The sequence below is a fragment of the Microbacterium sp. NPDC058021 genome, from assembly GCF_042885955.1.
In the GTDB taxonomy this organism is placed as follows: Bacteria; Actinomycetota; Actinomycetes; order Actinomycetales; family Microbacteriaceae; genus Microbacterium.
The window spans coordinates 272,899-294,522 of the sequence record NZ_JBHVRF010000005.1; the positions used below are offsets into that span (position 1 = coordinate 272,899).

The 21,624-nt window shown below is 69.1% G+C and carries 24 protein-coding genes; 12 read left to right on the top strand and 12 right to left on the bottom strand.

Translation table 11 applies throughout. The annotated features are described in order from the left end of the window. The first annotated feature begins 54 nt into the window (after positions 1 to 54). The gene (locus ACFVR6_RS12620; protein ID WP_386963508.1) at positions 55 to 969 is read left to right on the top strand and encodes a VOC family protein; all 915 of its coding nucleotides are present in this window, start codon (positions 55 to 57) and stop codon (positions 967 to 969) included. 64 nt (positions 970 to 1,033) lie between these two features. After that, a complete protein-coding gene (locus ACFVR6_RS12625) occupies positions 1,034 to 2,059 on the top strand; it encodes an FUSC family protein (protein WP_386963510.1) in 1,026 nt (341 codons plus the stop codon). Here the strand turns inward: ACFVR6_RS12625 and ACFVR6_RS12630 are convergent. Further along, positions 2,043 to 2,444 carry a YchJ family protein gene (locus ACFVR6_RS12630; RefSeq protein WP_386963512.1) on the bottom strand — a complete coding sequence of 134 codons (402 nt, stop codon included), beginning with the start codon at positions 2,442 to 2,444 and terminating at the stop codon, positions 2,043 to 2,045. The genes ACFVR6_RS12625 and ACFVR6_RS12630 overlap by 17 nt on opposite strands. A 72-nt stretch (positions 2,445 to 2,516) precedes the next feature. Between ACFVR6_RS12630 and ACFVR6_RS12635 the strand changes: the two genes are divergently transcribed. From ACFVR6_RS12635 to ACFVR6_RS12650, 4 genes are all read left to right on the top strand, one after another. Beyond that, positions 2,517 to 3,197, top strand: coding sequence for a Pr6Pr family membrane protein (locus ACFVR6_RS12635; protein ID WP_386963514.1), 681 nt, complete (start codon positions 2,517 to 2,519; stop codon positions 3,195 to 3,197). A gap of 67 nt (positions 3,198 to 3,264) precedes the next feature. After that, positions 3,265 to 3,807, top strand: a complete 543-nt coding sequence (locus ACFVR6_RS12640; RefSeq protein ID WP_386963516.1) for a hypothetical protein — start codon at positions 3,265 to 3,267, stop codon at positions 3,805 to 3,807. 11 nt (positions 3,808 to 3,818) lie between these two features. After that, positions 3,819 to 4,568, top strand: coding sequence for a hypothetical protein (locus tag ACFVR6_RS12645; RefSeq protein ID WP_386963518.1), 750 nt, complete (start codon positions 3,819 to 3,821; stop codon positions 4,566 to 4,568). Between the two features lie 25 nt (positions 4,569 to 4,593). Then, positions 4,594 to 5,520, top strand: a complete 927-nt coding sequence (locus ACFVR6_RS12650; protein WP_386963520.1) for a 5'-3' exonuclease — start codon at positions 4,594 to 4,596, stop codon at positions 5,518 to 5,520. A 76-nt stretch (positions 5,521 to 5,596) separates the two neighbouring features. Here the strand turns inward: ACFVR6_RS12650 and ACFVR6_RS12655 are convergent, their stop codons facing one another. The 3 genes from ACFVR6_RS12655 to trpD all read right to left on the bottom strand — a co-directional run bounded on the left by ACFVR6_RS12655 (position 5,597) and on the right by trpD (position 8,300). After that, positions 5,597 to 6,595, bottom strand: coding sequence for a PHP domain-containing protein (locus tag ACFVR6_RS12655; protein ID WP_386963806.1), 999 nt, complete (start codon positions 6,593 to 6,595; stop codon positions 5,597 to 5,599). A gap of 49 nt (positions 6,596 to 6,644) precedes the next feature. Beyond that, positions 6,645 to 7,139, bottom strand: a complete 495-nt coding sequence (locus ACFVR6_RS12660) for an aromatic ring-opening dioxygenase LigA (RefSeq protein ID WP_386963522.1) — start codon at positions 7,137 to 7,139, stop codon at positions 6,645 to 6,647. Positions 7,140 to 7,238: 99 nt separating this feature from the next. Further along, on the bottom strand, positions 7,239 to 8,300 hold the full coding sequence (trpD, locus tag ACFVR6_RS12665; RefSeq protein ID WP_386963524.1) for an anthranilate phosphoribosyltransferase: 1,062 nt from the start codon (positions 8,298 to 8,300) through the stop codon (positions 7,239 to 7,241). A gap of 162 nt (positions 8,301 to 8,462) precedes the next feature. On the opposite strand from trpD, the gene ACFVR6_RS12670 reads away from it, so the two are divergent. The 5 genes from ACFVR6_RS12670 (at position 8,463) to ACFVR6_RS12690 (ending at position 13,371) form a co-directional block, all read left to right on the top strand. Further along, positions 8,463 to 9,074, top strand: a complete 612-nt coding sequence (locus tag ACFVR6_RS12670; RefSeq protein WP_386963808.1) for an aa3-type cytochrome oxidase subunit III — start codon at positions 8,463 to 8,465, stop codon at positions 9,072 to 9,074. A 20-nt stretch (positions 9,075 to 9,094) separates the two neighbouring features. Beyond that, the gene (locus ACFVR6_RS12675) at positions 9,095 to 9,895 is read left to right on the top strand and encodes a cytochrome bc1 complex diheme cytochrome c subunit (RefSeq protein ID WP_386963526.1); all 801 of its coding nucleotides are present in this window, start codon (positions 9,095 to 9,097) and stop codon (positions 9,893 to 9,895) included. Between the two features lie 41 nt (positions 9,896 to 9,936). Further along, positions 9,937 to 11,016, top strand: a complete 1,080-nt coding sequence (locus ACFVR6_RS12680) for a cytochrome bc1 complex Rieske iron-sulfur subunit (RefSeq protein ID WP_386963528.1) — start codon at positions 9,937 to 9,939, stop codon at positions 11,014 to 11,016. Further along, complete coding sequence (locus tag ACFVR6_RS12685) at positions 11,013 to 12,836, top strand: cytochrome bc1 complex cytochrome b subunit (RefSeq protein ID WP_386963530.1); 1,824 nt, start codon at positions 11,013 to 11,015, stop codon at positions 12,834 to 12,836. The genes ACFVR6_RS12680 and ACFVR6_RS12685 overlap by 4 nt, the downstream gene beginning before the upstream one ends. Before the next feature lie 130 nt (positions 12,837 to 12,966). Further along, positions 12,967 to 13,371 (top strand): rhodanese-like domain-containing protein, encoded by a 405-nt coding sequence (locus tag ACFVR6_RS12690; RefSeq protein WP_386963532.1) that lies wholly within the window; start codon positions 12,967 to 12,969, stop codon positions 13,369 to 13,371. Positions 13,372 to 13,388: 17 nt separating this feature from the next. Here the strand turns inward: ACFVR6_RS12690 and ACFVR6_RS12695 are convergent, their stop codons facing one another. The 6 genes from ACFVR6_RS12695 to ACFVR6_RS12720 form a co-directional block, all read right to left on the bottom strand. Then, positions 13,389 to 14,177, bottom strand: a complete 789-nt coding sequence (locus ACFVR6_RS12695) for a PP2C family protein-serine/threonine phosphatase (protein ID WP_386963534.1) — start codon at positions 14,175 to 14,177, stop codon at positions 13,389 to 13,391. 4 nt (positions 14,178 to 14,181) lie between these two features. Next, on the bottom strand, positions 14,182 to 14,616 hold the full coding sequence (locus ACFVR6_RS12700; RefSeq protein WP_386963536.1) for a cytochrome c oxidase subunit 4: 435 nt from the start codon (positions 14,614 to 14,616) through the stop codon (positions 14,182 to 14,184). A 1-nt stretch (position 14,617) separates the two neighbouring features. Further along, the gene (gene ctaD, locus ACFVR6_RS12705; protein ID WP_386963538.1) at positions 14,618 to 16,369 is read right to left on the bottom strand and encodes an aa3-type cytochrome oxidase subunit I; all 1,752 of its coding nucleotides are present in this window, start codon (positions 16,367 to 16,369) and stop codon (positions 14,618 to 14,620) included. A gap of 2 nt (positions 16,370 to 16,371) precedes the next feature. Next, positions 16,372 to 17,262, bottom strand: a complete 891-nt coding sequence (coxB, locus tag ACFVR6_RS12710; protein WP_386963540.1) for an aa3-type cytochrome oxidase subunit II — start codon at positions 17,260 to 17,262, stop codon at positions 16,372 to 16,374. A 159-nt stretch (positions 17,263 to 17,421) separates the two neighbouring features. Beyond that, positions 17,422 to 17,787, bottom strand: a complete 366-nt coding sequence (gene erpA, locus ACFVR6_RS12715; RefSeq protein WP_191719210.1) for an iron-sulfur cluster insertion protein ErpA — start codon at positions 17,785 to 17,787, stop codon at positions 17,422 to 17,424. A gap of 79 nt (positions 17,788 to 17,866) precedes the next feature. After that, on the bottom strand, positions 17,867 to 19,258 hold the full coding sequence (locus tag ACFVR6_RS12720) for a dipeptidase (RefSeq protein ID WP_386963543.1): 1,392 nt from the start codon (positions 19,256 to 19,258) through the stop codon (positions 17,867 to 17,869). A 50-nt stretch (positions 19,259 to 19,308) separates the two neighbouring features. Here ACFVR6_RS12720 and ACFVR6_RS12725 point away from each other — a divergent pair, with 50 nt between their 5' ends. Further along, a complete protein-coding gene (locus ACFVR6_RS12725) occupies positions 19,309 to 19,884 on the top strand; it encodes a DUF3043 domain-containing protein (protein ID WP_386963545.1) in 576 nt (191 codons plus the stop codon). A gap of 197 nt (positions 19,885 to 20,081) precedes the next feature. On the opposite strand, the gene ACFVR6_RS12730 is transcribed toward ACFVR6_RS12725, so the two are convergent. Continuing rightward, a complete protein-coding gene (locus ACFVR6_RS12730; protein ID WP_386963547.1) occupies positions 20,082 to 21,107 on the bottom strand; it encodes a quinone-dependent dihydroorotate dehydrogenase in 1,026 nt (341 codons plus the stop codon). A 32-nt stretch (positions 21,108 to 21,139) separates the two neighbouring features. Continuing rightward, on the bottom strand, positions 21,140 to 21,616 hold the full coding sequence (gene nrdR / locus ACFVR6_RS12735) for a transcriptional regulator NrdR (RefSeq protein ID WP_386963550.1): 477 nt from the start codon (positions 21,614 to 21,616) through the stop codon (positions 21,140 to 21,142). Positions 21,617 to 21,624 lie beyond the last annotated feature (8 nt).

Genomic DNA, 21,624 nt, shown 5'->3' on the forward strand with positions numbered 1-21,624 from the left:
AGGACCGCTCCGCGTGTTGCACAGAGTGACCGCACGCACCCCGCAGGAGCCCCGATGACCGCGCAGACGAACGACGATCACCTTCACGCCGACACCTCGATGGGAGCGGTGACGCTGCGCGTCGGCGACCTCGAATCGATGAGCGGCTACTACGCCGCCGCGTTCGCCATGGTGCCCCTCGAGGAGCGCACCCGCGGACGCGAGGTGCATCGCGTGCTCGGTCGCGGTTCGACACCGCTCGTGCGGCTCGTGCACACGCCCGACCTCCCCACCGCCGACCCCCGCGGGGCCGGACTGTTCCACACCGCGTTCCTGTTCGACGACGCCGCAGCCCTGGCAGCGACCGTGTACCGCGCGGCGCAGGACCCGCGCAGCCGTTTCGCCGGCTCCGCCGACCACCTCGTGAGCGAGGCGTTCTACTTCACCGACCCTGAAGGCAACGGCGTCGAGCTGTACACCGATCGCGCCCGCGACCAGTGGGTGCTCCGGGACGGGCAGATCGAGATGGCGACGCTCGCGCTCGACCCCAACGACTACCTGCGTCAGCACCTCACGCAGGACGCACTGGATGCCGGTGCGACCCGTGCCGGCGCCGTCGGCCACGTGCACCTCCAGGTGGGCGACGTCGACGTCGCCCGTGCCTTCTACGTGGACGCACTGGGGTTCGAAGCCACGCAGGCCACGTACCCGGGTGCGCTCTTCGCCGCCGCAGGCGGCTACCACCACCACGTCGCGATGAACAGCTGGAACAGCCGCGGCGCCGGCCCCCGGGCAGCGGCGCTCGGTCTCGGCGACGTGTCGGTCACCGTCCCGGGGCGCGACGACCTCGACGCGCTCATCGCGCGGCTGCGCGCACGCGGCATCGCCCACGACGCCGACGGCCGGTCGGTGCGGGTGACCGACCCGTGGGGGACGCAGGTCACCGTCGCCCTCCCCGACCTCTCCCCCGACGAGTTGCTCGCGCGCTGAGCGCGCCGGGCTTTCCCCGGCCGATGCGCTGACGTCGCGGCGGCCCGAGGCCTAGCGTGGGGGCATGGCCCTCACCACTGCGCTGCGCGTCGACCGCCGCCTGCCCTTGCTGCAGGTGGCGAAATCCGCGCTCGCCACGGTGCTTGCGTGGCTCGTCGCGGCGTGGCTGCTGCCGGGCCCGCCCCCGGTCTTCGCCGCCATCGCCGCGCTGCTCGTGGTACAGCCGAGCATCAACCAGTCGGCATCCAAGGCCATCGAACGCACCGTCGGGGTCATCGCGGGCGTCGCCATCGCCTCGGCGCTGGGTCTCGCGTTCGGTGCGGCCACGTGGGTCGCGCTCACCGCGATCGTGGTGTCGCTGGTGTTCGCGTGGGCGCTGCGGATGACCACCGGCGTGAGCAACCAGATGGTCATCAGCGCACTGCTCGTGCTCGCCCTGGGTGTCAGCACCCCCGGTTACGCCCTCGCCCGCATCGTGGAGACGATCATCGGCGCCGCCGTGGGTCTGGTGATCAGCGCGCTGCTGGCACCACCCGTGCTGGTGGCCCCGGCACGGCAGCGGGTGGACGCCCTCGGCATCGAGACCGCCGCAACCCTCGACCGGCTCGCGGACGCGTTCGTGGAGCCGCGCACGCGCCCCGAGCTGGAGGAGCTGCTGCTGACCGCGCGGCTGCTGCGTCCCATGCGCGACGCGGCCGAGACGGCGCTGACGGCCTCGAACGACTCGCTCGCGCTCAATCCGCGCGCGCCCCGCTACCGTCCGCAGATCGACGAGCTGAGCAAGCGGCTGGACCGCTTCGGCGGCATCGTCACGCAGGTGATCGGCATGACGCGCGCGGTGCACGACTACGGCACCGACGAGCTCATCGACGAGCCGACGGCGCGCGAGATCGCCGAACAGCTCCGCCGAGCCGCGCACGACCTGCGGCTGCTCACGGCGGCGAGCACCGGAGACGGGCCGGTCGACGACGAGCCGGCGCTCACGAGACCGCTGGAGATCCACACACCGTCGTCGATGAACTGGATGCTGATCGGCTCGATCCTGGTCGATCTGCGGCGCGTGCACGAAGCCATCACCGAGCCGATGTGACCTCCGGGTCGATCACGCCGTCGAGGTACCACCAGCGGTCGCTCTGACGCACGAACCGGCTGCGCTCGTGCAGCACGCCCCAGGTGCGGCCGTCGGTCCAGTGCGCGCGGAACTCCACCGTGCCGCGCTTCGGGCCCGCCTCCGCCGCCACGATCTCGAGACCCGTCCACCGCAGATCCGGCTCGAGGTCGAGGTGCTCGGGGCGGGTCCCCGGATGCCACGTCTGCTCGAGATATCGCGCGTCGCCCCGCGCGAACGCGGTGTACCGCGAGCGCATGAGCGCCTCGGGGGTGGGCGCCGGGATGCCGGCGAGGTGCACACCGCAGCAGGCGGCGAGCGGCGACGCGCTCCCGCAGGGGCAGGTGGGGTCATCGGCCATGGTCATCCCAGTCTTCCACCGCTTTGACACCGCCCCGGCGCCCATCTAGCGTTCAGGGGCCGCGAGAGAGGAACCGAGATGGCCGCCGCACCCCGTGCCCGCGTCGCCGCCACCGTGCAGTTCTGGTGGCGCGTCGCGATCGTCGTCGTGTGCGTGCTGGGGCTGGTCAGCGGCAACCACCGGCTCATCTTCTTCACGACGCAGAGCAACGTGATCGTCTTCGCGTACTTCGCCGGCGCGCTGTACTGGATGCTCCGCCGCGGCACCACCGATGCCCCTGCTCCGCGACTGCGCGGTGCCGTGACGGCCTGGATCCTCACGACGGCACTCGTGTCGCACGTGCTGCTCAACTACGGCGCGAGTCCGCTGCCGGGCCTGGTCGTCTCGGATCCCGCGGAGGCGCTGGCCAACCGGTCGCTGTTCATCCTGCATTACGTCGTCCCCGGCATGGTGCTCGTCGACTGGCTGGCCTTCGGCCCGCGACGGATGGTGCGCTGGCGCGATGGGCTGCTGTGGCTCGTGTATCCGCTCGTCTACGGCATCATCACCCTCGCCCGCGCCGTCGCCTTCCCCACGATCGCCGACCGGTTCCCGTATCCCTTCCTCAACATCGACTACCTCGGCATCGGTGGCGCGCTCCTGGGGCTGCTCCAGGTGGTCGCGGCGATCGCCGTGGTCGCGGCCATCGTGATCGGCCTCGACCGAGCCGTCGCGGCTCTGGCCGATCGTCGCCACGAACGGCGGCGGACACCGCGCTGAGCCCCTGCCGCACGGGCGGCTGTGGATAACCGGGTGCCGCACGGATGCCGCGCGGTAGCGTGTGCGCATGATGCCACGGCGGGCGGTCGCGGCCGCCGCGGCGGCGCTGCTCCTCACTGCGACCCTCGGCGTGACCGGCTGCATGCCTGAACCGGAGCCCACGCCGACGCCGACCGGCTTCGCCTCGGAAGCGGAGGCGTTCGCCGCCGCCGAGGAGACCTACCGTGCCTACGTCGACGCGCTGAACCAGGTGGACCTCAGCGACCCCGACACGTTCGAGCCCGTCTTCGCGTGGACCACGGGTGAGGCGAATGCCGCAGCTCGCGAGTCGTTCTCGCAGATGCACGCCGACGGCTGGACGGTGGGAGGCCAGAGCACCCCCACCGTGGTGGCCCCGCTCGACCCGGTACCTGGAATCGAGGAGATTGACGTGGCCGTCTGCGTCGATGTGTCCTCGGTGACGCTCGTGAATGCCTCCGGGGCTTCTGTCGTCGCACCAGACCGCAGAGATGTGCAATCCATGCGATTCAACCTCGTGGCGGGTGAGACTCCTACCGGATGGATCATCGAGCGGATATCTGGGAGAGATGGAGAGCCGGAATGCGTCTAGGTGGACTCGCCATGGCGCTTCTCGCCGCACTGGGAGCCGTCGTTTCAAATGCGCCGGACCCATGTCAGATCGGCAGTTGGGGCGGCAACTGCGACATCGGCAACACCGGCTCATCCATCGAGATCGGCGCGGGGACCACGGTCCCCGGCGGCAGCGGTGGCGGGAGCGACCGGGGCTCGGGCCGCGGCCCGCAGCTCGACCTGCCCCTCCCGGGCGCGGACGAGGAATGCAACCCGGTCGTCGGCTGTCGTGGCAATTACGAGGTGTGGATGCTGCCGGAGGTCACCCTCGCCGACCTCGCCTCCTTCACACCCGCGCGTCCGAGCATCACGGGTGAGCCCGACGGCGTGGCCGTCGTCGGGATGCCGGCGAACTTCGTCGCCGCGGCGACCGAGCAGCACATCGCGGGCGAGCTGTTCGGCCTTCCGGTGGTGGTGCGGTTCACCCCCGCCCAGTACGTCTTCCACTACGGCGACGGCGCCGGCCGCACATCCACGACGGGCGGCGCCACCTGGCCCGCGCTCGGCCAGGCGCAGTTCACCCCCACCCCGACGAGCCACGCCTACGGCGAGCGGGGCACCTACGGCGCCGCGGTCACGGTGCGCTACGCGGCATCCGTCGACTTCGGCACCGGCGCGTGGCGGGACGTCCCCGGTTTCGTCGAGGCCACCGCGGGCGGCTACGGCGTGCGCGTGGTCGAAGTGCACACGGCGCTCGTCGACCGCACCTGCCTCGAAGACCCGACCGGACCGGGCTGCTGATCGCTCCGAGTGGCAGGATGAACGCGTGACCGACCGCCTCATGCTCCTGGACACCGCTTCGCTGTACTTCCGCGCCTTCTACGGCGTGCCCGACAGTGTGCGCTCCCCCGACGGCACGCCGGTCAACGCCGTGCGCGGGCTGCTCGACATCATCGCCAAGCTCGTCACGACCTACGAGCCGAGCGATCTGATCGCGTGCTGGGACGACGACTGGCGCCCGCAGTGGCGGGTCGATCTCATCCCCACCTACAAGACCCACCGTGTCGCGGAGGTCGTGCCCGGCGGCTCCGACGTCGAGGTGGTTCCCGAGCCGCTCCAGGCGCAGATCCCCGTCATCCGCGAGGCGCTCGCGCTGCTCGACATCGCCGTCGTGGGCCGTGCCGACCACGAGGCGGACGACGTCATCGGCACCCTCGCGACGCGCGCGACGGTGCCCGTCGACATCGTCACGGGCGACCGCGACCTGTTCCAGCTCGTCGACGACGCGCGCGACGTGCGCGTGATCTACACGGCGCGCGGCATGAGCAACCTCGATGTCGTGACCGATGCCACCGTCGTCGCCAAGTACGGGGTGCTGCCCGCGCAGTACGCCGACTTCGCCACGATGCGCGGTGACACCTCCGACGGCCTGCCGGGGGTCCTCGGTGTCGGCGAGAAGACCGCGGCCTCGCTGCTGGCGACGCACGGCGACCTCGCCGGCATCCTCGCCGCCGCGGAATCCGGCGAGGGCATCGCCGCGTCGGCGCGTGCCAAGATCCTCGCCGCCCGCGACTACCTCGCCGTCGCGCCGACCGTCGTGGCCGTGGTCACCGACCTCGACATCGCGCCGCCGGCGTCCCGACTGCGAGCACCGGATGCCGCTGCGCGCACCGCCGCGGAAGAGTTCGCCGAGCGCTGGGGACTGGGGACATCGATGAAGCGGGCACTGGACGCGCTGACCGCCCGCGGCTGAGAAACCACTTCCCGGTCCAGACGCACCGCAACGCGTGGTGTCCCAACCGGAAAGGTGTGTGTGATGCCCGCGCGGGTCAGCGCCGGCGCCCCGTCCACTCCCGCAGCCGCGCGAGCGGCCAGGTCGTCACGATCCGCTCCGGCGGCACTCCCGCCCGCTCCGCGCGTGCGGCGCCGTGGTCCAGCAGCGACAGCTGCCCCGGCGCGTGCGCATCGGAGTCGATGGCGAACAGGCATCCGGCCTCGAGGGCGAGCGCGATGAGTTCATCGGGCGGATCCTGTCGCTCTGGCCGCGAATTGATCTCCACCGCCACCCCGTGCTGCGCGCAGGCGGCGAAGACGTCGGCGGCGTCGAACTGCGACGGCGGGCGGGTGCCGCGCGAGCCTTCGACCAGCCGCCCGGTCACGTGTCCCAGCACGTCCACGTGCGGGTTCGACACGGCTGTCACGAGCCGGCGGGTCATGGGCCGGCGTTCCATGCGCAGCTTCGAGTGCGCCGATGCCACGACGACGTCGAGCCGCGCGAGCAGGTCTTCCTCCTGGTCGAGGGCGCCGTCGTCGAGGATGTCGGCCTCGATGCCACTGAGGAGCGTGAAGCCGTCGCCGGAGAATCCGGGGACCAGCTCGAGCTGCTCCCGCAGCCGCTCGGGCGAGAGGCCTCGGGCCACCCGCAGCCGCGGCGAGTGATCGGTCAGGGCGAGGTACTCGTGGCCGAGGGCGCGGGCCGCCGCCACCATCAGGTCGATGGGGGTGTAGCCGTCGGACCAGTCCGAGTGGCTGTGCAGATCGCCGCGCAGCTGCGCCCGGAGTGTCGAGCCCACGAGGGCGACACCCGCGCTCTCACGCAGCTCGGCGAGGTAGGCCGGGACGTCGCCGGCCAGCGCCTGCTGGATGACGGCGAAGGTCGAGTCGCCGATGCCCTTTCGGCGTCGCAGCGCCGCGGCATCGCGCAGTTCGGAATCGGAAAGGCCCTCGATCGCCGCCGCGGCGGCGCGGAAGGCCTTGGACCGGTATCGCGAGGCGCGCTCCCGCTCCAGCAGGGTCGCGATCTCGCTGAGGGCGTCGAGGGGATGCATGGGCATGAGAAAGAACAGGCCCGCACCGTAGTGGTGCGGGCCTGTTCTATCAGGAGGTGGTGATCGTCGACCGCTTCACGACGACCGGCACCGAGGCGAGCCGGTGGATCGCCCATCCGAAGACGATCGAGAGGATGCCGACGCCCATCGCGAAGGCGGCGACGCCGAACGAGACGACCGAGGTGAACAGCGACGCCCGGAGGAACGACGCGTTCATCATGGTGGCGCGCACCGGGTCTTCCTTGTCCAGCTCGGCGTACGTCTTGCCGTCGGACGAGGCCAGCGCGTGCTCCTGGATGATGTCCGCCTGCACGAACGCGGTGAAGGGGCCGGCGACGGTCTGACCCTGGAAGGCCATGGCGTCATCGGGGACGGTGATGTTCTCGGCGCGCAGCTGCGACGAAACCATCACCCAGACCACGATTCCGACGATGATCAGGGCGATGCCGCCGAGGATGCCGATGATGCCGGCAGCCTTGATGAGGCCCACCTTGCGTACGGGGGGTTCAATGGTGTCGGCCGTGGTGGCCGGTGCTTCCGACATGAGATGTCGCTCCTTGAGATCGCTGATAGTGGTCTCAACCTAGCGCGGAGCACTCCCGGCGCAGCAGTGGCCCGCCGTGAATAACAATCGCGCGGAAGATCAGCCGCCCAGCTGCTGGGTCGCCTCAACCCACGAGGCCAGCGTCGCCGCCGCCGCGCCGCGGTCGATCGTCGCCGCCGCGGCATCCTTCGCTTCGGCGAGGCGCTCCAGGATGGGGCGCTGCGCCTGCGCCGGATCCTGCGACAACCGGTAGGCGACGATCCCGGCTGCCGTGTTCAGCAGCACGATGTCGCGCACCGGCCCGGTCTCGCCGTCCAGCACCCGCCGTACGATCTCCGCGTTGTGCTCGGGCTCACCGCCCAGCAGATCCCCGATATCGGCGAAGGGGATGCCGAGGTCGCGCGGATCGATGTCGTGCTCGTGCATGTCGCCCAGGCTGATCTCCCACATCCGGCTGTGGCCGGTCGTGGTGAGCTCGTCCAGCCCGTCGTCGCCGCGGAACACCAGCGCCGTCGCGCCCCGCGTCCGGAACACCCCGGTGATGAGCGGGACGCGGTCGAGGTGGGCGACTCCGACGGCGTTGGCCTCGGCACGGGCCGGGTTGCAGAGCGGGCCGAGGAAATTGAAGACCGTCGGAACGCCCAGTTCGCCGCGCGTGGGCCCCGCGTGGCGGAAACCCGGGTGGAACGCCGATGCGAACGCGAACGTGATGCCGGTGCGCCGCAGCGTCTCGGCCACAGCCTCGGGCGAGAGCGCGAGATCGACCCCGAGGGCGCGGAGCACATCGGACGAGCCCGACTTGGAGCTGGCGGCCTTGTTGCCGTGCTTGACGACCGGGACCCCGGATGCCGCAGCGACGATGGCCGACATCGTCGAGACGTTGACCGTGCCGAAGCGGTCGCCTCCCGTGCCGACGATGTCGAGGACGTCCGCCGGCACCGGCAGCGGAACGGCGGCCTCGAGGATGGCGTCGCGGAACCCGACGATCTCGTCGATCGTCTCCCCCTTGGCGCGCAGCGCGACCAGGAATCCGGCGAGTTGCGAGGGGGTGGCGGAGCCCGACATCACCTGCCGCATCGCCCAGGTCGACTCCGACACGCTGAGATCGCGCGCATCGAGGAGTGTCGTGAGGATTTCGGGCCACGAAGTGAGCTCAGCCATGACGAACGATCCTATCGCTGGCCAACCTGCAGATTCTCGACCAGCACTTAGGGTGCCCTAACCAACATGAAGGCGATTACCGGCGGCCTGATGCGAAAATCACGGCCAACTTTCAGCCATAATGAATGTGTGACGAGCTCTCCAACGACCTATCCCCAGGCCATGCGGTCGGTCAAGCGACCGGACCCCGTCGCTGTCGGCACCATCGTCTGGCTCGGCAGCGAAGTCATGTTCTTCGCCGGCCTGTTCGCGATCTTCTTCACGCTGCGCAGCACCTCTCCTGAGCTGTTCGCGGAGCGTTCCGAGCTGCTGAACGTGCCCTTCGCGACGATCAACACGCTGATCCTGATCCTGTCCTCCGTGACCTGCCAGGCCGGTGTCTTCGCCGCAGAGCGGTTCCAGCCGTACCGCACCGGAAGCATCTGGAACGTGCGCAAGTGGGGCATGGTCGAGTGGCTCTTCCTCACCTTCTTCATGGGCGCCGTGTTCGTCTCGGGCCAGGTCTGGGAGTACGCAACGCTCGTCGCCGAGGGCCTGCCGATCAGCGCCGACTCGTACGCTTCCGCGTTCTACATCACCACCGGTTTCCACGCCCTGCACGTGACCGGCGGCCTCATCGCGTTCCTCATGGTCATCGGCCGCGCCTTCGCGGTCAAGAACTTCGGCCGCAAGGAGATGACCACGGCGATCGTGGTCTCGTACTACTGGCACTTCGTCGACGTCGTCTGGATCGTGCTGTTCGCCGTCATCTACCTGCTGCCCTTCGTTAGCTGAGAGCGGAGCTGAAACCCGACATGGCACGACACACCCCCCGCCGCTCGAACGGACGCCGTAGCCCCTGGGCCGCGGCCGCCCTGATCGGCATCGGACTGCTGGTGACCGGCGGCGTCTACGCCGGCGCCTCCGCCGCCGTTGCCGCCTCCGAGCCCCAGACGGTCGCTTCGGCACTCACCGTCGAAGACGGCAAGAAGCTCTTCCAGGCCAACTGCGCCACCTGCCACGGTCTCGACCTGCAGGGCACCGAGAACGGCCCGTCGCTCTACGGCGTCGGCGAGCTCTCGGTCGAGTTCCAGGTCTCCACCGGCCGCATGCCGCTGCAGATGCAGGGACCCCAGGCACCGCAGAAGCCCGTGCAGTTCACGCAGGAGCAGATCGACGCGCTCGCGGCCTTCACCCAGTCGGTGTCCCCCGGCCCGTCGTTCCCCGACGCCCACGTGCTCGACGGCGAGGGCGATGTCTCCGCCGGTGCCGAGCTCTTCCGCATCAACTGCGCGATGTGCCACAACGTGGCCGCCGCCGGTGGTGCCCTCACCGAAGGCAAGTACGCCCCGGCTCTGACCAACACCAGCGCGCTGCACATGTACGCCGCGATGGTCACCGGCCCGCAGAACATGCCCGTCTTCAACGACTTGACCCTCACCACCGAAGAGAAGCGCGACATCATCTCCGCGCTGCTCTACATGCAGAACACCGAGTCGCCCGGCGGATTCTCGCTCGGCTCCCTCGGCCCGGTTTCGGAGGGTCTGTTCATCTGGATCTTCGGTATCGGCAGCCTCATCGCCCTCACCGTGTGGATCACGGCGAAGTCGAACTGATCGATCACTGACACAGCATTACGGAACGTACGAGGAGCACCATGACACACGAGGACGACGCGCTCGAGCACGAGAGGGCTTCATGGAAGCCTTCCCCGGGGCTCGCAGTCGCGGTATCCGACCCCGTGAAGAATCCGGGTCTGCCGCCGCATCGCGCGCGTGTGACGGATTCGGACCCGGCGGCGATGAAGCGCGCCGTGCGTACGGTCTACACGCTGTTCTACCTGTCGCTCGCGGGAAGCATCTGGGCGGTCGCCGCCTACATGATCTTCCCGATCGAGAGCGGGCGGATCGTCGACATCCGCAACAACAACATGTTCATCGGACTCGGCATCGCGCTCGCGTTGCTGGCCATCGGCATCGGTGCGATCCACTGGTCGAAGGCCATCATGTCCGACAAGGAGTTCATCGAGCCCCGCCACGCGACCCGCGGTCGTGACGCGACTCGTGAGGCCGCTGTGCAGGGCTTCCGCGACGCGAACGAGGAGTCCGGTTTCGGGCGCCGCACGATGATCCGCAACTCGCTGTTCGCCGCGCTCGTGGCATCGGTGATCCCCGGCGTCACGCTGTTCCGCGGCCTGGCACCGGAGAGCACGCCGGAGCACCCGCACGCCGGCGACCCGGTGTACCTCCTCAGCCACACCATGTGGAAGGAAGGCGAGCGTCTCGCGCACGACCCCAGCGGTCTGCCGATCCGTGCCGCCGACCTCACCCTCGGCTCGGTCGTGCAGGTCATCCCCGAGTCGCTCGCCTCGCTCAGCCACCACGACGGCTACCTCGAGGAGAAGGCGAAGGCGATCGTGCTGGCCGTGCGGCTGCTCCCCGAGCAGCTGAAGGAAGCCGAGGACCGCAAGGACTGGTCGTACGACGGCATCGTCGCGTACTCCAAGGTCTGCACGCACGTCGGCTGCCCGGTGGCTCTTTACGAGCAGCAGACGCACCACCTGCTGTGCCCCTGCCACCAGTCGCAGTTCGACGTCTCGGACGGCGCCGCGGTCATCTTCGGACCCGCAGCCCGCCCGCTGCCTCAGCTGCCCATCACCGTTGATGACGAGGGCTACCTCGTCGCACGCAGCGACTTCACCGAGCCGGTCGGCCCGAGTTTCTGGGAGCGCCATTGAGCACCGCAACTGTCAACGAGGCGACGACCGAGGAATCGAAGTCGTCGTCCAACGAGAAGCCGCTCGGCGGGAAGTTCGTCGCGGGTGCGGCCAACTACATCGATGAGCGCACCAGCATCTCGGGCTTCGTCAAGGAGCTCGGACGCAAGATCTTCCCCGACCACTGGTCGTTCATGCTCGGTGAGATCGCCCTGTGGAGCTTCGTCGTCGTGCTGCTGTCCGGCACGTTCCTGACGTTCTTCTTCCAGGCGTCGATGGTCGAGACGCACTACTACGGCGCTTACGAGCCCATGCGCGGCATCCCGATGTCCGCGGCCATGGAATCCACGCTGCGGATCTCGTTCGACATCCGCGGTGGCCTGCTGGTTCGTCAGATCCACCACTGGGCGGCGCTGGTGTTCGTCGCCGGCATCGGCGTGCACATGCTGCGCGTGTTCTTCACCGGCGCATTCCGCAAGCCGCGTGAGCTGAACTGGGTGATCGGCTTCGTGCTGTTCATCCTCGCGATGGGTGAGGGCTTCACCGGCTACTCGCTCCCCGACGACCTGCTCTCCGGCAACGGTCTTCGCATCATCGACGGCATGGTCAAGGGCATCCCCCTTGTGGGCACGTGGATCTCGTTCCTCCTCTTCGGCGGCGAGTTCCCCGGCACCGACATCGTCGGGCGCCTCTACACCCTGCACATCCTGCTACTGCCCGCGATCCTCGTGGCACTGCTGGTCGTGCACCTCATGCTCATGATCGTCAACAAGCACACGCAGTTCGCCGGCCCCGGCCGCACGAACAGCAACGTCGTGGGCTACCCGATGATGCCGGTCTACATGTCGAAGATGGGTGGCTTCTTCTTCATCACCTTCGGCGTGCTCGTGCTGATCGCGTCGCTGTTCACGATCAACCCGATCTGGAACTACGGCCCCTACGACCCGTCGCCGGTGTCGGCGGGCACCCAGCCCGACTGGTACATCGGCTTCGCCGACGGCGCGCTGCGCCTGGTCCCCCCGCACCTGGAGACGGTCTTCCTCGACCACACCTGGTCGTGGAACATCCTGCTGCCCCTGGGCGTCATCGGTGTGTTCATCGTGCTCGTCCTGATCTACCCGTTCATCGAGGCGTGGATCACCGGCGACAAGCGCGAGCACCACATCGCTCAGCGTCCGCGCAACGCCGCCACCCGCACCGCCATCGGCGCGGCCGGCGTCACGTTCTACGCGGTGCTGTGGGCCGCGGCTTCGTCCGACATCATCGCCACGCACTTCTGGCTCACCATGGAGGGTGTCATCCACGCCCTGCAGGCGCTGCTGATCCTGGGCCCCGTGATCGCCTACTTCGTCACGAAGCGCATCTGCATCGCGCTCCAGAAGAAGGACCGCGAGATCGTGCTGCACGGCTACGAGTCCGGTCGCATCGTCCGCCTCCCCGGCGGCGAATACATCGAGGTCCACCAGCCGGTCGACGAGTACGAGCGCGTCAAGCTCATCCCGACCGAGACCGAGGCCCCCCTCGTGGTCCGCCCCAACGCCAAGGGACGCATCCCGTGGCACCAGAACCTGCGGGCTTCGCTGTCGCGCTGGTTCTTCGAGGACCGCCTCACCCCGCTCACGCAGACGGAGCTCGACGCCGCCCTGGCGCACCAGCACCACTCGCTGGAGCACATGGCCGAGGAGGAGGCAGCCGAGCTGCGCGGCGCGCACGAGCGTGCCGGCGTTCCGGATGCTCCGCTGCACCCGATCGACGACGGTCACCGCACCGAGACGGCCAACCGCCCCTCGAACGTGATCATCCCCGACGAGGGCGACGAGAAGAAGACCTCGAAGGACTGAGTCCTTCCTGCATGACGAAGGCCCCGGCGGATTCCGCCGGGGCCTTCGTCATGTCCGCTCGGCAGGATTCCGCCGCTGCGTGACCGCTGCCGCCTCGCCGAGGCACCACTCCCCCTTCTAGCGTGACGTCATGACCGATGCGCTCGACTTCTTCACCGCCAAGCTCCGCCACGAGACCGACCCCGCAGACGTGTACGCCGCGCAGCAGGCCGGCGACGCCTTCGTGCTCGTCGACGTGAGAGGCGTCGGAGCATGGGCGCAGGGACGCATCCCGGGCGCCGTGCACATCCCGCACCGCGACATCGCCCACCGCGCACCGGCGGAGCTCGACCCTGCCGTGCCCGTGGTGGTCTACTGCTGGAGCCCTGGATGCAACGGCGGCGCGAGGGGTGCGCGTGAATTCGCCGCGGCCGGCTTCACAGTGCGGGAGATGATCGGCGGGTACGAGTACTGGGGTCGTGAGGGGCAGCCGCTGGAGAACGACGACGGCCCGCTCCCCCGCACCTTCGACCCGTCGGTGATGGTGGTGCGCTGAGTCGACCGGGAGCCGTCTCAGGCGCTCTCGAGCCCCTCGACGAAGCGTTCGGCCGCGGCGCCGGCGAACATCGGCAGGTCGGCGAGCAGCTCGCCCTCGACGATGTCGCAGACCACGGCGGTGGCGTTGTCACGCGTGCCGGCGTCGAGCGCGACACGCACGACCCAATCGGCGGCCCGCTCGGGTGACGGAGCGAGCTGCAGCAGCCGCTCGAGCTCGTCATGCGGCACGTAATCGCTGATGCCGTCGCTGCACAGCAGCCACCGGTCACCGAGGCGGGGTTGCAGCTCGGCGACGGCCACGCCGTCTTCCTCGTGCCCACCCAGCGACGCGGTGATGACATTGCGGCGCGGGTGTACGGCGGCCTCTTCGGGACTCAACAGGCCCTGGTCCACCATCGCCTGCACCAGCGAATCGTCGCGGGTCTGGCGGCTCAGCACGCCGTCGCGCAGCAGGTAGGCACGCGAGTCGCCGGTGTGGGCGAGCAGGAGCATCCCGGCCTGGGTGAACCAGAGTCCGGTGTACGTCGTCGCCATGCCCTCCAGCGCGGGATCCCGTCGGGTGTGGGCGGCGAGATCCCAGTTTGCCCAGCGGAGGCGAGCGCCCAGCTGCTCGGCGTCGCGCATCGCGGGGCGGCCGGAGGTCACCCGGTGCACGAGTGCTGCCGAGGCCAGATCTCCGGCCGGGCCGCCGCCGACACCGTCGGCGACGCCCGCAGCCCAGGATGCCGCGAACGCGGCATCCTGGTTGATCCTGCGGAACTCGCCGACGTTCGAAACGGCGGCGGCTCTCAAGCGAGCCGGCATCGGATCAGCGGGCGAAGTATCCGCGGTAGTACTCGAACACCCAGCCGACGATCGCGATGACGAACACGCCCAGGCCGATCGGGATCATGAACGTGCCGACCGCGAGGCCGATGATGGCCAGAGCCGCGGAGAAGGCCAGCACGAGCGGCCACCACGACCACGGGCTGAACTCGCCCATCTCGGGGTCGCCGTCGTCGATGTCCGCCGTCAGGATGTCCTCGGGGAGCTCCCCGCCCTGCGCCTTGTGCACGCGGTCGACGTAGAAGCCGATGAGGCCGGACATGAACACCGAGAAGAACAGGGCGACGGTGCCGACCCACTCGATCGCGTGGACCCACTCCAGTTCGGGGTGGGCGATGATGTTCCACCACGTGTAGACGACCGCGACGATCAGGAAGAAGACGCCGAGGATCCACCACAGGTTGACGTTGGTCTTCAACTTACTTCACCTCTCCTTCGGCGACGTCGACGACCGGGGCATCGGGAGCGTCCTTGGCCGGCCCGACACCCACGGGCACGGCGGCCTCGGGGTGGTTCAGGTCGAAGGCAGGGCGCTCACTGCGGATGCGCGGGATCGACGTGAAGTTGTGACGCGGCGGCGGGCAGCTGGTCGCCCACTCGAGCGAGCCGCCGTAGCCCCACGGGTCGTTGACCATGACGGTCGCAGCCTTGCGGGAGGTGATCCAGACGTTCAGGAAGAACGGCAGCATCGAGGCGCCGAGGATGATCGCACCCACGGTGGAGAGCTGGTTGCCCCAGGTCCATCCGTCGGCTTCGGAGTAGTCGGCGTAGCGGCGCACCATGCCGTCGACACCCAGCCAGTGCTGGACGAGGAAGGTCATGTGGAAGCCGATGAACAGCATCCAGAAGTGCACGTAGCCGAGCCGCTCGTTCAGCATCCGCCCCGTCCACTTCGGCCACCAGAAGTAGAAGCCGGCGAACATCGCGAACACGACGGTGCCGAACACCACGTAGTGGAAGTGCGCCACCACGAAGTACGAGTCGGACAGGTGGAAGTCCAGCGGCGGCGACGCGAGGATCACGCCGGTGAGACCACCGAAGACGAACGAGACGAGGAAGCCGAGGGCGAAGACCATCGGGGTCTCGAACGTGATCGACCCTCGCCACATCGTGCCGATCCAGTTGAAGATCTTCACCCCTGTCGGCACGGCGATGAGCATGGTCATCAGGGCGAAGAAGGGCAGCAGCACGGCACCCGTGACGTACATGTGGTGCGCCCACACCGCCACCGACAGCGCAGCGATCGCGATGGTCGCGTACACGAGGGTCTTGTACCCGAAGATCGGCTTGCGGCTGAACACCGGGAAGATCTCGGACACGATGCCGAAGAACGGCAGCGCGATGATGTACACCTCGGGGTGACCGAAGAACCAGAACAGGTGCTGCCACAGCAGCACGCCGCCGTTCTGCGGGTCGAAGATGTGCGAGCCCAGCACGCGGTCGGAGGCGGCCGAGAGGATCGCGGCGGCGAGCACGGGGAACGCCATCAGGATCAGGATGCTCGTGATGAGCGTGTTCCAGGTGAAGATCGGCATGCGCCACATCGTCATACCCGGGGCACGCATCGTGATGATGGTGGTGATGAAGTTCACCGCACCGAGGATGGTGCCGAAACCGCTCATGCCGAGGCCGAGCATCCAGAGGTTGCCACCGGCGCCGGGTGAGAACGTCGCGTTGGCCAGCGGCTGATACGCGAACCAGCCGAAGGCGGCCGCGCCCTGCGGGGTGAGGAAGCCGGAGATCGCGATGAGCGAGCCGAACAGGAACAGCCAGAAGGCGAACGCGTTCAGACGCGGGAACGCCACGTCGGGGGCGCCGATCTGCAGCGGCAGGATCGCGTTGGCGAAGCCGGCGAACAGCGGCGTCGCGAACATCAGCAGCATGATCGTGCCGTGCATCGTGAACAGCTGGTTGTACTGCTCCTTGGTGGGCACCACCTGCATGCCGGGCTCGAAGAGCTCCGCACGGATGATCAGCGCCATCACACCGCCGAGCAGGAAGAACAGCACCGACGCGATCAGGTACATGTACCCGATGGTCTTGTGGTCAGTGGAGGTGATCCACTTGACGATCAGGTTGCCCTTCTGCTCGACGCGGGAAGAGCTCATGAGCGCTGCCTGCCGCGGCGGAAGGGTGGTGGGGCGCGGTGCGCCTTCCAACGTGCTCGTCATTTTCAGCGGTCTCCCTCAGACTCGGCCGCACCGGTTCCCGGCAGGTTCTGCAGCCGGTCGTAAGCGTCGTTGATGTCACCCGTCTGGCCGGCGTCGCGCAGCGTCTCGAGGTACTCCTCGTACTCCGCCTCGCTGACGACCTCGACGTTGAAGAGCATCATCGAGTGGTACTCGCCGCACAGCTCGGCGCACTTGCCGGCGTACGTGCCCTCACGGGTGGGGGTGAAGGACCAGTAGTTGTCCTTACCGATGTACATGTCCTTCTTGTACAGGAAGTCGATGATCCAGAAGGAGTGGATGACATCGCGCGACTGCAGCTGGATCTTCACCGTCTGGTCGACGGGGAGCACCAGGGTGGGCAGCTCCGCCTGGTCGACGTCGCCATTGGCCGCAGGCTGAGCCTGGATGCCCATGGTCCAGACGGTGTCGTCCTCGTCCTCGGCGTTGTACTGGAAGTCCCAGGCCCACTGCTTGCCGATCGCGGTGATCGACACGTCGGGGTCGTCGTACTGCGTCTCGAGGATCGACTGGTCACGCGCGGTGAAGGCGAAGAAGCCGATCACGAGGATCAGCGGCACGACCGTGTAGAAGATCTCGATCGGCATGTTGTAGCGCATCTGCACCGGCAGGCCGGTCTGGCCGCGACGGCGGCGGTAGACGATGGCCGCCCAGCCCATCAGGCCCCACGTGATGACGCCGACGGCGAGCAACACGATCCACGAGTTGACCCAGAGGCCCGACACCATTTCGGTGCGGTTGGTCGTCGGGGTTCCATCCTCGACGAAGCCGGGGAGAAAGCCGTTCAATTCCGTGGGGGTGCAGGCGGCAAGGGTGGCTGCCGTGGCGATCCCCAGAGGGATGATTGCCCAGCGGATGCGGCGTTTCGATCGCACGGTGGACCTTTCCGGGACGCGGATATGACAACCGCCAGTCTAGGGCAAGGTCACACCGCATTCAGGCCATCTACTCAGCTATGAAAACGCGACGTCCGGCGGTTTTCCAGTGCTGATCAGCACTGGAGCCGCCGGACGATGAACCGCGAAACCTTCAGATCAGTGGAAGCTGTCTCCGCACGCGCAGCTGCCCGCGGCGTTGGGATTGTCGATCGTGAAGCCCTGCTCCGAGATGGTGTCCTTGAAGTCGATCTTCGCGCCGTCGAGGTAGGGAACGCTCATGTCGTCGACGATCACTTCGACGCCGTCGAAGTCGACGGCCTTGTCGCCGTCGAGGAAGCGCTCGTCGAAGTAGAGCTGGTAGATCAGGCCCGAGCATCCGCCGGGCTGCACCGCGACGCGCAGGCGCAGGTCATCGCGCCCCTCCTGCTCGAGCAGGCTCTTCACCTTGGCGGCGGCCGCGTCGCTGAGCGCGACGCCGTGCTCGCGGACGCTCTCGGTGACGGGCAGTGCGGTGTCGGTCATGGAGTCTCCCGTGGTTCGGGCCGCCATCGGACGGCTGGATGCCACGATTCTACGCGCGGCACCTGCGAAGCGGCTCGGTTCAGAGCGTTCTCGCGTCCAGTCGCTCCAGCAGCAGGGCCTCGGAGACGAGCGCATTGCGGAACGTCGCGATGTGCAGCGACTCGTTCGGGCTGTGGGCGCGGGCGTGCGGGTCCTCGACGCCGGTCACCAGGATCTGCGCGCCGGGGAACTCGTCCACGAGGTCGGCGATGAACGGGATCGAGCCGCCGACGCCGATGTCCACCGGGTCGACGCCGTAACCGTCGGCGAGAGCCGCACGGGCCTCGGTCACCGCCCAACCGCTGGTGTCCACGAGGAAGCCGTCGCCGCAGTCGACGGCGGAGAAGGTGAGCTCGGCGCCGAACGGCGCGTGCGCCCGCAGGTGCGCCTCGACCACTTCGTAGGCTTCACGGGCGGACTGACCGGGGGCGACGCGCGCGCTGATGACGACGGAGACCTCCGGGCTGAGCGTGTTCGACGCATTCGCGACGCTGGGGGCATCGATGCCGGTGACGGTGATCGACGGCTTGTTCCAGATGCGGCTGAGGATCGTGCCGGTGCCCACGGGGGTGACGTCGGCGGGAAGCCCGGCCTCGTCGCGCAGCGTCTCCTCGCTGTACGGCGGCGTGTCGGCGTCGCGCTGGGCGAGTCCGGCGACCGCGGGTGCACCGTCGGCATCCCACAGCGTCGCCAGGAGCTTGATCGTGGCCATCATCGCGTCGGGCACGGCGCCGCCGAACATACCGGAGTGCGAGGCGTGCTCGAGGGTGCGCACCGTCAGCGTGAACCGCGCGTTGCCGCGCAGCGACACCGTGACGGCGGGAGTCGTGGCATCCCAGTTGCCGGAGTCGGCGACGACGATCACGTCCGCGCGCAGGGCATCGGCGTTCTCGTGGAGGAACGGGGCGAACGAGCGGGAACCCGCCTCCTCCTCCCCCTCGATGAACATCGCCACACCGAGGTCGAAGTCGGGGCCGAGCGCCTCGGTGAGCGCGCGCAATGCGCCGATGTGGGCCATCACGCCCGCCTTGTCGTCCGCGGCGCCGCGACCGTAGATGCGGCCGTCCCGCACAGTGGGCTCGAACGGCGGCGAGTCCCACAGCGCTTCGTCGCCGACCGGCTGCACGTCGTGGTGGGCGTACAGCAGGATCGTCGGGCGGCCGTTGCGGGCGGCCCGGGTGGCGAGCACGGCGGGCATGCCCCGCTCGGTGTCGTCGATCGCCGCGTCGCGGATCTCGACGCGGTCGAAGATGCCGAGCCCTTCGGCCAGCTCCTTCACCGCGGCGGCGCTGCGCGCGACTTCGGCGGGGTCGAAGTCGGGGAAGGCGATCGAGGGGATGCGCACGAGGGTGCCCAGATCGGCGAGGGCGGCGGGGACGACGGCGAGGGCGGCGGCGCGCACCGTCTGGGGGCGGGACAGCTCGGAGGTCATGCGGGTAATCTTATGAGGTACCCGATTTTGCCGATTCAGAGGATCCAGCCGTGGCACACACCCCCACCCCCGCGCCGAAGGACGCGTCGACCGAGACGCCCAGCGAGCAGGCGGTGCAGGGCAAAGGCCGTCCGACCCCCTCGCGGGCCGAGCGCGAAGCCGCCCGCAAGCGTCCCCTCGTCGCCGACACCAAGGAGGCCCGCGCCCGCGCGAAGGCCGAGCTGGCCAGTGCCCGCGAGAAGGCCCGCATCGGCATGGCCAACGGCGATGAGCGCTACCTCCCGGCGCGCGACAAGGGCCCGCAGCGCAAGTTCGCCCGCGACTTCGTCGACGCCGGCTGGCACCTCGGCGAGGTCGTCATGCCGATGATGCTGCTGGTGATCGTCCTCACGTTCGTGCCGATCCCCGCGATCACCTACTGGTCGTTCATCGGTCTGTGGATCTTCATCCTGTTCGTCATCGGCGACATGATCCTCACCTCGATCCGCGTGAAGCAGGCGGCCAAGGCGCGATTCGGCGCCACCCGCATGGAGAAGGGCCTCGGCTGGTACGCGGCCATGCGCACCATCCAGATGCGCTTCATGCGTCTGCCCAAGCCCCAGGTCAAGCGCGGCCAGCACCCCTGAGCCCGCGACACCGCGAACCACCGCTCGCCTGTCACGACCGTCGCCCTCGGGCGGCATCGTGGCAGGCGAGCGTCGTTTCGTGGCGAGAGATTCGTCGCGCGAGCGCGTCGCCCGTCCCGCTCGCCTGTCGCGCATCGCGGGTTGGCGGGTGCGGATGCCACACCGCGCGACAGGCGAAGGGCGGGGACCGCGCGGGGTCAGCGTCGGGAGGCGAGGCCCCGGTTGATCTGGCGCGCCCACATCGGCCCACGGTAGAGGAACGCGGTGTAGCCCTGCACGAGGTCGGCGCCGGCATCCAGGCGCTCCTGCACGTCGGACGCGGTCTCCACTCCCCCGGCCGAGACGACGCAGAACTGCGGCGGCACGACGGCGCGGAGGATGCGCAGCACCTGCAGCGACCGCGCCTTCAGCGGCGCGCCCGAGAGCCCGCCGTCGCCGGCGGCCGCGACGACCGCGGCATCCGTCACGAGACCCTCACGCGAAATGGTCGTGTTCGTCGCGACGATGCCGGCCAGGCCCGCGTCGACCGCGAGCCGGGCGACGGCCTCGATCTCGTCGTCGGCGAGATCAGGCGCGATCTTCACCAGCAGCGGCGTGGCGCCCGCGGCGTCACGCACGGCCTCCAGCAGCGGGCGGAGGGTCTCCACGGCCTGCAGGCCCCGCAGTCCCGGCGTATTGGGCGAGGAGACGTTGACGACGAGGTAGTCCGCCAGCGGCGCGAGCAGCCGCGTGCTGGTGACGTAGTCGGCGGTGGCGTCGGCCACGTCCACGACGCGGCTCTTGCCGATGTTCACGCCCACGACCGGCCGCGTCTTCCGACGCCGCACGGCCCGGAGGCGCTCTGCCGCGGCGGCGGCGCCGCGGTTGTTGAACCCCATGCGGTTGATGACGGCGCGGTCGGGCACGAGCCGGAACAGGCGCGGGCGAGGATTGCCGTCCTGCGGGATCGCGGTGAGCGTGCCGACCTCCACGTGGCCGAAGCCGAGCGCGCGCAGACCGGCGACGCCGATGACGTCCTTGTCGAAGCCGGCGGCCACACCGAAGGGCGAGTCGAACGTCAGCCCGAGCGCGCGGGTGCGCAGCGACGGGTCGGGTCGGGTGAACCGGCGGACGAGGGGCGCGAGGGGCCGCACGCCGAGGCCGCGGATCACGAGCATCGCCGCGTGGTGCGCGGTCTCGGGATCCATGCGGGTGAGCACGGTGCGGAAGAGGAAGGGATACATCCCCTCCAGCCTAGGACGGTGCGCCGGAGTTCTCAGTCGGCGTCGGCCGCCACGGGCGCTGCGGCGTGGTCGGCGCGCAGCTGCGCGATCGCGGCGTCGAAGTCGTCGAGGGAGTCGAAGGCCTGATACACGCTCGCGAAGCGCAGGTACGCGACCTCGTCGAGGTGGCGCAGGGGTCCCAGGATCGCCAGTCCGATGTCGTTCGTGTCGATCTGCGATGAGCCCGTCTGGCGGATGGATTCTTCGACCGACTGCGCGAGCATCGCGAGGTCGCCCTCGGTGACGGGCCGCCCCTGGCAGGCCTTGCGCACGCCCGACATGACCTTCTCGCGGCTGAACGGCTCGATGACGCCCGACCGCTTGATGACGTTGAGGCTCGCGGTCTCGATCGTGGAGAACCGCCCCCCGCACTGCGGACACTGCCGCCGACGGCGGATGCTCAGACCGTCGTCGCTCGTGCGCGAGTCGACGACGCGGGAATCGGGATGACGACAGAAAGGACAGTGCATGACCCCGC